This is a genomic window from Diaphorobacter ruginosibacter, from assembly GCF_014395975.1.
Taxonomy (GTDB): domain Bacteria; phylum Pseudomonadota; class Gammaproteobacteria; order Burkholderiales; family Burkholderiaceae_C; genus Diaphorobacter_A; species Diaphorobacter_A ruginosibacter.
On the sequence record NZ_CP060714.1, the window covers coordinates 4,260,614 to 4,273,158 of the forward strand.

10 protein-coding genes are annotated in these 12,545 nt (G+C 65.7%); 2 read left to right on the top strand and 8 right to left on the bottom strand.

Annotated elements, in window-relative coordinates; translation table 11 throughout:
- Positions 1 to 15: 15 nt before the first annotated feature.
- From H9K76_RS19310 to H9K76_RS19325, 4 genes are all read right to left on the bottom strand, one after another.
- Positions 16 to 744 carry a hypothetical protein gene (locus tag H9K76_RS19310; protein ID WP_425489625.1) on the bottom strand — a complete coding sequence of 243 codons (729 nt, stop codon included), beginning with the start codon at positions 742 to 744 and terminating at the stop codon, positions 16 to 18.
- Between the two features lie 114 nt (positions 745 to 858).
- Entirely contained in the window at positions 859 to 1,872 is a 1,014-nt protein-coding gene (locus H9K76_RS19315) for a tripartite tricarboxylate transporter substrate binding protein (RefSeq protein ID WP_425489626.1), read from the bottom strand.
- A gap of 43 nt (positions 1,873 to 1,915) precedes the next feature.
- Positions 1,916 to 2,785, bottom strand: a complete 870-nt coding sequence (gene nadC / locus H9K76_RS19320; RefSeq protein WP_187596915.1) for a carboxylating nicotinate-nucleotide diphosphorylase — start codon at positions 2,783 to 2,785, stop codon at positions 1,916 to 1,918.
- A gap of 131 nt (positions 2,786 to 2,916) precedes the next feature.
- Positions 2,917 to 3,852, bottom strand: a complete 936-nt coding sequence (locus H9K76_RS19325; RefSeq protein WP_187596916.1) for an NUDIX hydrolase — start codon at positions 3,850 to 3,852, stop codon at positions 2,917 to 2,919.
- A gap of 375 nt (positions 3,853 to 4,227) precedes the next feature.
- Here H9K76_RS19325 and H9K76_RS19330 point away from each other — a divergent pair, with 375 nt between their 5' ends.
- Positions 4,228 to 6,369, top strand: coding sequence for a TonB-dependent receptor domain-containing protein (locus H9K76_RS19330; protein WP_187596917.1), 2,142 nt, complete (start codon positions 4,228 to 4,230; stop codon positions 6,367 to 6,369).
- A 95-nt stretch (positions 6,370 to 6,464) separates the two neighbouring features.
- Here H9K76_RS19330 and H9K76_RS19335 read toward each other — a convergent pair whose 3' ends face one another.
- The 3 genes from H9K76_RS19335 to H9K76_RS19345 form a co-directional block, all read right to left on the bottom strand.
- The gene (locus H9K76_RS19335) at positions 6,465 to 8,225 is read right to left on the bottom strand and encodes a dipeptidase (protein WP_187596918.1); all 1,761 of its coding nucleotides are present in this window, start codon (positions 8,223 to 8,225) and stop codon (positions 6,465 to 6,467) included.
- A gap of 141 nt (positions 8,226 to 8,366) precedes the next feature.
- Positions 8,367 to 9,461: a redox-regulated ATPase YchF gene (ychF, locus tag H9K76_RS19340; RefSeq protein WP_187596919.1), complete on the bottom strand. Its 1,095-nt coding sequence runs from the start codon at positions 9,459 to 9,461 to the stop codon at positions 8,367 to 8,369.
- A 219-nt stretch (positions 9,462 to 9,680) separates the two neighbouring features.
- Positions 9,681 to 10,592, bottom strand: coding sequence for a LysR family transcriptional regulator (locus H9K76_RS19345; RefSeq protein WP_187596920.1), 912 nt, complete (start codon positions 10,590 to 10,592; stop codon positions 9,681 to 9,683).
- Between the two features lie 151 nt (positions 10,593 to 10,743).
- Between H9K76_RS19345 and H9K76_RS19350 the strand changes: the two genes are divergently transcribed.
- A complete protein-coding gene (locus H9K76_RS19350; RefSeq protein ID WP_187600744.1) occupies positions 10,744 to 11,622 on the top strand; it encodes a pirin family protein in 879 nt (292 codons plus the stop codon).
- A gap of 32 nt (positions 11,623 to 11,654) precedes the next feature.
- Here H9K76_RS19350 and H9K76_RS19355 read toward each other — a convergent pair whose 3' ends face one another.
- Positions 11,655 to 12,545, bottom strand: coding sequence for an MOSC domain-containing protein (locus tag H9K76_RS19355; protein WP_187596921.1), 891 nt, complete (start codon positions 12,543 to 12,545; stop codon positions 11,655 to 11,657).

Below are 12,545 nucleotides of genomic sequence, written 5' to 3' on the forward strand. Positions count from 1 at the left end.
TTTTGCAGAGGCTCCCTAGGGCAGGAATGCCGGCGACAGCAGGCGAAGCCCCACCGAGATCCAGCGATCCCCTCCGCCGCCGAAGCGGTTGCCGTAGGTGGTGTCGACCTGCACCCGCTCCGGCACCAGCCAGTAGCGCACGCCCATCTGGTAGTGCGGCTTGCCGTCCGCCGCGCCGAAGGTCTCGGCGATCAGGAAGGTGCGTTCGCTGAGCTGCGCCTCGCTGCCCAGTCCCCAGGTGACGTGGTTTCGCCGCGTGCCCTGGTCGCGCTGCCAGCCCACATTGGCATGCAGCACGAATCGGTCATCGAGGAAGGAAAAGCTCGCGGGAACATAGCCATACCAGTTGCGACCACCTCCGGCACCCGGATCACGCATCGTGCCCAGCGCAAGACCCCAGCCCCAGCCGTTGGCATCAAGCGGCTTGAACAGGGTCTTGCCCTGCAGCACCTGCGCCGAACCACGCGTGGATCCCCCGCTCTCGCGCGTGACTGCACCGCCCACGGTCACCTCCAGGTTGCCCGTGAAATTGCAGGCGGGCTGTGCCCAGAATTCGTTGGTGCCGTCCTGGTTGCGGCGCGCCCAGCTCTCGACCTGGCAGGCCTTGGGATCGACGACGCGTGCATCATCGGTGATCATCGGGCGCGCGGCCCGCGCATCGGGCGCGCCGAGCGTCAGCAGCGCCAGCATTGCCGCCGTCGACAGACACGCGGCCCCGTTGTGTCGTTGGAATTTTCCTGTCATGTGCGCCCGTTTCCAGTCTCGTTTCACCCTCGAAAGCGGGCGCATTATCACGCAGGCAGGTGACGCATTCGTGTCCCGACGCAGAGCGTTACAGCCACTCGCGCTCGGGCCGCCTCAATCCACTCGCAAACCCAGCTGCCGGCTCAGATCGGCATAGCGATCGATGTCGGATGCAATCAATCGTCCGAATTGCTGAGGACTCTGCTCCTGCTGCACATATCCCTGCGCCTGCAGCGACTGCTGCATGGCGGGATCGCGCAGGATCGCGGCCAGCACGGCATGCAGATGCTCGATCACCGGCACGGGCGTGGCAGCGGGCGCGAGCAGGCCGTGCCATTGCTGCGCCTCGAATCCTGGCGCGCCCTGCTCCGCTACCGTGGCCACGCCCGGCAACTGCGCGAGGCGGTGCACGGACGTCACCGCAATCGCACGCACGCGGCCGGCCTCGATCATGGGGGCCGCGCTGCTGGCCGTCACCATGCCGAGCGGCACCTGCCCCGATGCCACGTCGGTGATGGCCGGCCCGCAGCCCTTGTAGGGAACGTGCTGCAGCCGAAGATCGAGCGCGCGGGCCATCATCTCGCCCGCCAGGTGCTGGGGCGTGCCGTTGCCGCACGAGGCGAACGGCAGCAGCGCGCCATGCTGCCCCTGCAGGTCGCGTGCGAGGTCCGCCAGCGAGTGATAGCCGCTCGCCTGCGGCACCACCAGCACCGAGGCGATGGTGCCCGCATTGACCACCGCGGCAAAGTCCTTGCGAGGATCGAAGTCCAGGTGCTGGTACACCCCCGGGTTGATCGCGAACGAACTGTTCACCATCAACAGGGTGGTTCCATCGGCCGCCGCTTCCGCCACGTAGCGCGCACCGATGTTGCCGCTGGCCCCGGGACGGTTTTCCACTACCACCGTCTGCCCCAGCCGCTCCTGCATCGCCGCGCCCAGGCGCCGCGCAAGCAGATCGGTTCCGCCGCCGGGCGGAAACGTCACGACGATGGTGACCGGTTTCTCGAAACGCACCGCCGCCCGGCCCGTGCGTGACGCCCAGACCCCGGCGGCCAGCAACGCGGCAACCAATGCCAGCACCATCCATGAAAACCGTCGCTTCAGCACCGTCTTCTCTCCTTGGAGCATATGTGCGATCTCGGCATGAGGGGAGCGAGGGCGTCCTTCGCAATCACGCATCGAGGCCGATGTCGAGCACGCGCGCGCTGTGCGTGAGCCAGCCGACCGCGATCTGGTCGACACCGGTCGCCGCCACGGCGGGTGCCGTTTCTGGCGTGATGCGGCCCGACGCCTCGGTGATGGCCTTGCCTTTTGCCATGGCAACCGCCGAGCGCAGGTCATCAAGGCTCATGTTGTCCAGCAGCACCACATCCACGCCCAGCGCAAGCGCCGCTTCGAGCTGCGCGAGCGTGTCCACCTCCAGCTCGATCTTGACCATGTGGCCGACCCCGGCACGCGCGCGCGCCACGGCACTCTCGATGCCGCCAGCCAGCGCGATGTGGTTGTCCTTGATGAGCACCGCATCGTCGAGGCCGAAACGGTGGTTGCTTCCGCCGCCCACGCGCACCGCATACTTCTGCAGCGAACGCAGGCCCGGCATGGTCTTGCGCGTGCAGGTCACGCGCGCTCCCGTGCCGGCAATCGCCTGCGCGATCGAATGCGTGGCCGTGGCCACGCCGCTCAGGTGGCACAGGTAGTTCAGTGCCGTGCGCTCCGCGCTCAGCATCCCCCGGCTGAAACCGCGAATGCGTGCGATCTCCGTACCCGGCTGCAGCAAGGTCCCGTCCGCGCAGCCGGGCGAGAACTCGGTGCGCGCGTCCATCAGCGTGAAGGCGATGCGCGCCAGATCGATGCCCGCGAGCACGCCTTCCTGGCGAGCCACCAGCCGCAGCTCGGCCCTGGCATCCGCGGGCACGATGGTGTCGGTGGTCAGGTCTCCCGCACGCCCCAGGTCCTCGAGCAGCGCCATGCGCACCAATGGCTCCAGCATCACGTCGGGCAGCGGGGGAATGGGCAGGGCCTTGATGTCTTTAATGCTCATTTTGAGTATATTTTGCCAAAAAAAGGAAGCGCGGCGCGCCATGAACTTATGCTGATTATGAGCACAAATCGATGAGACGACAGGATCATCATCCCCATTGCCAGCATTGGAATGGAAAGCAGCCGCCGTCTTCAGCCTCGTGCCAACGGAAGCTTGTTGCCCGACATTGCGCGTTCGAGGATCACGTTGCGCCGGAAGCGGAACAGCTTGGCCGGACGGCCCGAACCGCCCAGGGCCATCTGACCGGTTTCCTCGACCAGGGCCTGCTGCTCGATCTGGCGGCGAAAATTCTGCTTGTGCAGATCGCGTCCCGCCAGTGCCTCGACCGCCTGCTGCAGCTGCAGCAGCGAGAACTCGGGCGGCATCAGTTCGAACACCACCGGCCGGTATTTGATCTTGGCGCGCAACCGTGCAATACCCGTCGCCAGGATGCGGCGGTGATCGTGCCCCATGCCCTCTCCGGGAAGCAGCACGTCGCGCGATGAGTGGATGCCGTAGCGGCGGGACTCCTCCACGAGGCCGGCCTCGAACAGCAGTTCGTAGCGCTGCAGCACCAGTTCCTCGTTCCAGGCGTTGTCATCAAGCCCGAACATCACCGCCACGCGCTGTGCGCGCAGCTTCTTCGAGGCAGCATCCGCCGCGCCGCGGCTCCACTCGCGCAGGCGCGGAAGAATCACCTTGGCGACCAGTGCGGGCTCGCCGCTGCGCCAGTCCTCCCAGGGGAAATAGCGATACCAGTCGTGCCAGCCCGGCTGCGCCCTGCCGCTGTCGTCGACCTCGCGCGTGAGGCCCAGATAGCTGATGGAGATGGCGCGCGTGCCCAGCGCCTCCGAGCGATCACGGTCGGGAAAGGTATAGAGCTGCTCCACATAGCCCAGCGGGTGATGCGTCTGGCTCTCCACCCACTCACGCAGGCTGGCCTGCAGCGACCGATGCCCCGCCGTGAAAGGCCCCGCGGGCAGCGTGATGCCGTCCTGCGTGGTGAGCACGCGTGGCTGCCCCGCCGTCACGGCGACCAGCACCGCCACCAGGTCGGCTTGTACGGAATGAGGGTCTTTGTGCGTCAAGGGGCGTGGGATCTGTCTGCGGGCGGCTGCGCCGGTGAATGGCTGTCGAAAATTATCACATGCCGCCCGTCGTCCGGCCGGGAGTAGATTGACGAGCCGGGGAACCTCTGCATGCATCAGATCGACGCATGTCACTGCCAGGCGCCCCATTCGTTCAGAGACCACCCTCATAACACGAAACTCGCATTCATCGGATGGAAGTATCCAATCTCCGGAATCTTGATTGAATTCAAATACAAATCATTCTTATTGCTATATATTCCACCCGCCTCAACGGGTCAGCATCGCATACACAAAGCATTTCAGAGCGCACGACTTGGACGGTTTGCCAACGGTCTTCCGTTACCCCCTGTCTTTTTCTCTGGAGTGTTTTCCATGCCATCACGCATGCCGCGCGGCGCCAGCCTGCCGCGCCCTGTTCCCCTGGCCCTGGCTGCCGCAGCCTGCTTCGCGCCCGCCGCCACATGGTCCCAGGCCACCGGCCCTTCCGCCGAACTGAGCGAGGTCGTCGTCTCCGCGACGGGCTTCGAGCAGGAACTCAGGCAAGCCCCCGCCAGCATCACCGTGATCAAGCGCGAGGAACTGGAGAGCAAGCGCACCACCAGCCTCGCCGAAGCCCTGGCCGACGTGGAGGGCATCGATGTCGGCAACGACGTGGGCAAGACCGGCGGCATGAACATCAGCATCCGCGGCATGCCCAGCGAATACACGCTGGTGCTGATCGATGGCCGCCGCCAGAACGCTGCGGGCAATGTCACGCCCAACGGCTTCGGCGAGACCTCCACGAGCTTTCTGCCACCCCCGTCCGCGATCGAGCGCATCGAAGTGATCCGCGGGCCGATGTCCACGCTGTACGGCTCCGACGCCATGGGCGGTGTCATCAACATCATCACGCGCAAGGTCGGCAAGGAATGGACAGGGTCGGCCAGCGTCAACGGCACGCTGCAGTCCGACGATCGCAGAGGCGGCAACTACGGCGCGAATGTCTACCTGAGCGGCCCGATCCGCAAGGACATGCTCGGGCTGACCGTGCGTGCCAGCACCTGGCATCGCGAGGCATCCGAGCTCGAGCCCACGGGCGATGCCGGCAATGCCACCATCAGCCTGCGCGGCCCGAGCGCCGTGAAGGCCGACATCCGCACGCTCGGCACGCGGCTCACGCTGCTGCCGGCCCAGGACCACGAGCTCTACCTCGATCTGGACACCTCACGCCAGACCTATGACAACTCCCGGGGCCAGCTCGGCACGCTCGGCGTGCAGGGCTACGCGCCCGAGATGCGTTTCAACCGCGATCAGGCCGTGCTGGCCTACAACGCCAGGATCGGCGGCGGTCGCCTCGAAACGGCCCTCACGCGCAACACCACCGAAACGCTGGGCCGCACCATCCCGAACGGCACGCCCGGCAAGCAGCCTGGCAGCAGCCGCGACCTGGAATCCACCAACACCATCCTCGACGCGAAGTACGTCACCGCGCTCGGCAACAGCCATCTCGCCACCGTCGGCGCGCAGCACTGGAACGCGAAGATGGTGGACGGCGTTGCTCCGGCCCCGTATACGCACAAGCAATGGGCAGTTTTCGGCGAGGACGAATGGCAGATCCTGCCCAACACCACGCTGACGCTCGGCGCGCGCTACGACCATCACAACCGCTTCGGCGGCAACTTCAGCCCGCGGGCGTATGCCGTGTGGAACGCCACGGACCAATGGACCGTCAAGGGTGGCGTGAGCCGGGGCTTCAAGACGCCGCGCCTGGACCAGCTGGCCGATGGCATCACGGGCTTCACCGCCCAGGGTACGCGTCCCACCATCGGCACGCCCACCCTCAAGCCGGAAACCAGCACCTCGTTCGAGCTGGGGTCGGTGTATGACAACCAGCGCGGATCGGTGTTCGGCGGCACGCTGTTCTTCAACCAATTCAAGGACAAGATCGCCGAGGGCAAGGGCCTGCTCAACTGCAGCTGGGCGCCCCAGCCCAACCGCCCGGGCTGCGTGGACTACGGCAGCTGGCCCGCCGTGGACACCTATGCGCAATCGGTGAATGTCGACCGGGCCGAAACCAAGGGCCTCGAGCTGAGCGCGCGCCTGCCGATCACCACCAGCCTCAGCGCAACGACCAACTACACCTTCACGCGCAGCGTGCAAAAGAGCGGCGCATCCGCCGGCGACCCGCTCTACAACACACCCAAGCACATGCTCAATGCCAAACTCGACTGGAAGGTGACGCCGCAGTTCAGCACCTGGATGCGCGCCGAATACCGCAGCTCGCGCTACCGCGAGGACGACAAGGCGCGTGCGGCGCTGGGCAACTACCGCGCCTATTCGCAGTTCCACATCGGCGGCAACTACCGCGTGAACAAGCAGGTCAGCATCAACGCGGCGATCTACAACCTGTTCGACAAGGACTTCCTGCGCTACGCAAGCTATGACAACGCAGGCGGCGTGAAGACCTATTCCAACCTCTACAACAACATGCTCGAGGGCCGCAGGCTCTGGATCTCCGCGAACGTGGAGTTCTGACAAGCACCGTCCGCACCCTGAAGTACGGACGACCTGCCTGGATGCCAGGCAGGTCGTCCGTCTTGCCGCCGATGCAGCGGTCGCCTGACAGCTACTTACTGCATCTGCTGCAGATTGCCGATGCGCACCAGCATCTCGGTGAACATCTGCATGTCGGCCTGCAGGTCGGGCAGTTCCTTGTATTCCAGCGCGTTGTGCGCCGTGTACTTCTTGCCCGGCATGGCAGGGCCGAAGTTGATGGCATTGGGCATCAACTTGGCCGTGGTGCTGCCGGCCGTGGGCACGGGCTTGGCATCGAGGCCGGTGGTGTCGCCGAAGATGTTCAGCAACGTCGCCAGCCACGCCCCCTTGGGATCGCGCGCCATCCAGTTGCCCTGGGTGTAGTCGATCCTCACCGGTATCTTGGCGGCCGCACTCCAGCCGGCAATGCCCTTCTCCACCTCGGCCTTCAACTGCTCGGGCGACTTGCCGCGCGGCATGCGCGCATTGGCCGTGACCTCCAACTGGCCGTTCGCTGCCTTGATGAAGTTGGGCGAGATCGTCAGCGGCCCCATGAAATCGTCCGCATAGGCGAGCTTGAGCGCATTGCCGAAATAGTCGAGGCCATACACACCGTTGATGTAGCGGATCGCGTCGGTGTACTGGTTGCCCTGCAGCAGCGGCTTTTCGCCTTCGGCAAGCAGGGCCTGCTGCACGAACAGCGCCATGCGCGGCACCGGGTTCACGCCTTCTTCCGGACGCGAGCCGTGGGCCGATGCCCCGGTCACCTTGATATCGATCTTGTGGGCACCGGGCACGATGTCGATGCCGAATTTTCCGAGCTTCTGGTGGCCGTCGACAAAACCATCCTTCGCGGCCTGCAGCTTCTGAGCAACCCGGGCCAGGGCCTCGGCATCGCCCGCCTCGATGGTCGCCGTGGCGGTCTGCGCAATGGCATTGGACGAGGCTGCGCCCGCCATCGCCGTGATCGCCGGCTGCTGCGCGTCGGGCTTCACGTCGGCAAAGAACGCCTTGATCGCCCCCGTGCCCTTCTCGGCCACCACGGCGGGATACTTGCTGTCGAGCACGATGTTGTGCTCGGGCAGCTTGGTCTTCTCGCGGTAGTACTTCATCGCATCGCCGCCGGTCTCCTCGGTGGTCTCGATCATCAGGCGGATGCTGCGCGCAAGCGGCAGCTTCGCCTCCTTCACCGCCTTCATCGCGTAGAGCACGGTGGCGATCGATCCCTTGTCGTCAATGGTGCCACGGCCATAGAGCCGGTCGCCCATGCGCGTGACCTTGAACGGATCGATCTGCCGGCCCTCGATCACCCACTCCGCCGGCACCACGGGCACCACGTCGGCGTGCGTGAGGATGCCGAACTCCTCCGCACCCGAGCCCGGCAAGGTCACCTCGAAGATGCGGTTGTCCACATTGCGGAACTGCAGCCCGAAGTCCTTGGACATCTTCTCGACGAGCTCACCGAATCCAACGATCGCCGGGTGCTCGTGCGGCGGAATCTTGGCATCGCGCACGGTGGGCAGTTCCACCATCTGCTCGACGCTCGCGAGCACCTGGCTCTCCTGCGTCAGCCGCGTGTAGAGACCCAGCAGGCGCGCGATATTGACCAGATCATCGCCCTGCAGCGCCTGCCCCTGTGCATAGCGCGCCACGGCGGGCGCCACGCCGGGGTTCTGCTGCGCAACCTGGTTCAGGAACTGCGCAAAGCTGGTGGAAGACGGCACCGCCTGCGCGGCAACAATCGCGTCCAGCGCAGGTTTCTTCAGCGTCTCGGCATGGGTGACCGGTGCTGCCATCAGCGCCATGCCCAGCGTGATACCCAGGGCGATGGCGCAGCGTCGAAATTGCGGCTTCATGTTTGGAATGCCTCCATGGTGAGAAGCCGCAAGAATAGCGGGTTTGATGGGTCTTCAAATGCAAAACGCCAGCACGAACCGTGGGCGGCTCATGCTGGCGCGATGGTCTACGCGCAGCAGCGCGCTCCCTTCAGATCCCGGTCAGACGTTGAACAGGAAGTTCATCACATCCCCATCCTTGACGATGTATTCCTTGCCTTCCGCACGCATCTTGCCCGCGTCCTTCGCGCCCTGTTCGCCCTTGTACTGGATGAAGTCGTCGAAGGCGATGGTTTGCGCGCGAATGAAGCCGCGTTCGAAGTCGCCGTGGATCACACCGGCCGCCTGTGGGGCGGTATCGCCCACGTGGATGGTCCAGGCGCGGACTTCCTTCACGCCGGCGGTGAAGTAGGTCTGCAGGCCCAGCAGGCTGAAGCCGGCGCGGATCAGGCGGTTCAGGCCCGGTTCCTCGAGGCCCATTTCCTCGAGGAACATGTCGCGGTCTTCATCGCTCATCTCCGACATTTCGGCCTCGATCTTGGCGCAGATCGCCACCACGGGCGCGCCCTGTGCGGCGGCGTAGGCCTTCAGGCTGTCGAGCAGCGGGTTGTTCTCGAAACCGTCTTCCGACACGTTGCCCACGAACATTGCGGGCTTGGCGGTGATCAGGCAGAACGACTTGAGCAGCGGCGCATCTTCCTTGCTCACCGGCACGGTGCGCGCGGGCTTGCCCTGGTCGAGCGCGGCCTGGATCGGGGTGAGCAGCGACACCAGCTTGGCGGCTTCCTTGTCATTGCCCGACTTGGCGGCCTTGCTGTAGCGATTCAAGGCCTTTTCCACCGTGGCCAGGTCGGCCAGGCACAGCTCGGTCTGGATGACTTCGATGTCTGCAATCGGATCCACCTTGTTGGCCACGTGGATCACGTTGGGGTCCTCGAAGCAGCGCACCACGTTGACGATGGCGTCCGTCTCGCGGATATGCGCGAGGAACTGGTTGCCCAGGCCTTCGCCCTTGGATGCGCCCGCCACCAGGCCGGCAATATCCACGAACTCGACGATCGCAGGAACCACGCGCTCGGGCTCGACGATCTTCGCCAGGTCCTTCAGGCGCGGATCGGGCACTTCCACGACGCCGGTGTTCGGCTCGATCGTGCAGAACGGATAGTTCTCGGCGGCAATGCCGGCTTTCGTCAGCGCGTTGAAAAGAGTGGACTTGCCCACGTTGGGCAGGCCCACGATGCCGCATTTGAGGCTCATGGAAATTCCTTTGTAAATCAACCCCTTGAGCACCATCTGTCCGAATGCCGGCGCCGCGCGGAAGCCCGACTCGTATCACTCCTGCCGCAAGCCGCGTTGCGTCGGCCCGGGTGGATGGATCGGACACCAGGAGGACGTGATCCTCGGTCTGCCTGGGGAAACTGGTGTCAATTGTACCGATCACCGAATCCCCGCTGCCTGCCTGCGACCTTCGGGGGCTCAGTCCTCGTGGAGCGACTTGAATTCCTCGGCAAGGAAATCCAGGAGCGCCCTCACCGCCGGAAGCTGCCCGCGGCGCGAGGCAAAAACGGCGTGGACGATCTCCTCCCGTGGTTCCCAGCCCGGAAGGACCTGCACGAGCTCGCCCCGGCGAAACTGCTCGGTCACCAGCATGCGCGGCAACTGGACCACGCCGACGCCCTGCACCGCGGCCTCGATCAGCGCCTGCATGGACTGGGTGACCAGGCGCGGCGAATGTCGCACCTCGGCACGCTCGCCGCCGGGGCCCCGCAGCACCCAGCGGTGCGTCCCCTGCGGCATACCCATGTCGAGCGACGGCCAGTGCGACAGATCGGTGGGGCCGGCTGCCTCTCCGCAGCGCGCGATCAGCGACGGGCTCGCGAGCAGGCACTGGCGCCGCTCGGCCAGCACGCGCAGCACAAGGTCGCTGTCCTGCAGCGGCGGCGGACGTACCCGGATCGCGATGTCGAGCCGTTCGCCCACCACGTCCACGCGGCGGTTCGTCTCGTCGACGTGCAGTTCCACGCGCGGATACAGCGCCATGAATTTCGCGAGCATCGCGCCCACCCGCATGGACAGCAGCGCCACGGGGCAGCTCAGGCGCACCACGCCCGCGGGTTCGGATTGCGTGAGCGCGACCGACTCCTCGGCCGCCTGCGCCTCGGTCAGCATGGCACGGCAGTGCAGGTAATAACGCTGGCCGACATCGGTGACGGCAAAGCGCCGCGTGGAGCGGGCGATCAGCCGCACGCCAAGGCGCTCTTCCAGTTGCGCAACGCGACGGCTGAGCTTGGACTTCGGAATGCCCAGCGCGCGCCCGGCCGGCGCAAAGCCGCCATGCTCCACCACCTGGGCGAAGTAATACAGATCATTGAGATCAGGGTGTGTCATCGTCTCAAAAATGGAACTCTGTGACTGAATATTAGCGTCTACTCAATTCATCGTTCCATCCCCATACTTATACCCATGTTCAACGACGGCGCCGGAGCACTCGAAGCAACACAACGAGCCACCGGCCCCGCACCAGGAGAAAAGCATGGCCATCAAGAAGATTCTGGGTGTCTACGAAGCACCGCGCCCCCACTGGGTGGGCGACGGGTTTCCCGTGCGTTCGATGTTCAGCTACGGCGACCACGGCCGCGCCCTCAGCCCGTTCCTGCTGCTCGACCATGCAGGGCCGCACCACTTTCCCGCCACCACCCAGCGGCTGGGGGTGGGCACACACCCGCACCGCGGCTTCGAGACCGTGACCATCGTCTATGACGGCGAAGTGGCGCACCGCGACTCCACCGGCGCGGGCGGCACCATCGGCCCCGGTGACGTGCAGTGGATGACAGCGGCCTCGGGCATCCTGCACGAGGAGTTCCATTCCGAGCGCTATGCCCGCGAGGGCGGCCCGTTCGAGATGGTTCAGCTCTGGGTCAACCTGCCCGCCAAGGACAAGATGAGCGCCCCCACCTACCAGAACCTGCTGAACAAGGACATTGTGCAGGTCGACCTGCCCGGTGGCGCGGGACAGCTGCGCGTGATCGCGGGCGACTATGCCGGTGCACGCGGCCCGGCCCGCACCTTCACGCCGATCAACGTGTGGGACGTGCGGATCAAAGCCGGGGCGTCGGTGGAACTGCCCGCGCAGCCCGGCCATACGCTAGCGCTCGTGGTGCTACACGGCACGGTGCAGATCAATGGCGAGGAGATCGCCCGCTCGGGCCAACTGGTGCACATGGACCGCGAGGGTGACAGCGTGCATCTCGAGGCCAACGGCGACGTGACCCTGCTGTGGCTGGCGGGCGAGCCGATCGACGAACCTGTGGTCGGCTACGGGCCGTTCGTGATGAATACCGATGCCGAGATCCGGCAGGCCATCACGGACTTCAATACCGGTCGGTTCGGGCAGATCGCCAGCCCGGCGGCGCACTGACGCGCAATTTCGCGGGAGCGGGCGGGCGGCCTTTAGTCAAAGCTCAGGTTCCCGCCCACGCGCTGACCCACGCGCAGCCACTGGCCCTCGCCCTGCAGCGTGATCGCGTTCATGCCGAAGGTCAGCGCGCCGTTCACGCGCGGATCGGCGCGGTACTGGCGCAGCATGCCGTTGACCTGCGTGCCCACGGCCGCGTTGTCCGGGTTCACGTCGGGCATCGGGCAGCGGCTGCAGGGCTTGGCCATGCGGAGCTCGACCAGGGACTCCTGCGCCTCGATATAGAGCGAGTCGATGCGGTCTTCGTCATGCGATTCGACGCCGTCGATCACCAGATTGGGACGGAACCGGCGCACGTCCACAGTCTGCTCGCGGGCCGCCTGCAGGCGCTGGTTGAGCTCGTCGATGGACGCCGTGCTGGTGACCAGCAGCGGGAAACCATCGGCGAACTGCGTCACGGCCTCGACCTCTCCCGTCCAGTCGCTGTCGACGATACGGCGACATTCGGGGTTGAAGCGCACGAGGCGGCAGGGCACCTCGAGGTAGCGCGAGAACCAGCCGGCCGCCTCCTCGCCCATGTCGAGCGCGTCCACCGTATCGCTCCAGACCCGCGCGCGCGTGGATGCGTTCCGTGCGTTCTGCGCGCCGGATGGCACGGCCGTGGGCAGCCTCAGTTCCGGCATGCCGGGCGCGTTGAGCACCAGCTCATCGCCCACCAGCGCGGGCTGGACGAGCACCATGCGCGGCAGCTCACGCTGCGTGCGCAGCGCGCCGTCCATGTCCGTCACCATCCACGCACGATCCCACTGCAGCCCGCTCTCCACCAGCCGCGCCTCCTCGACGGCAATGCCCGCGCAGGACTTGATGGGGTAGATGAAAAGATGGCGGATGGTGCCCGTCAGATCGTGATCAGTCTCGAAATTCAT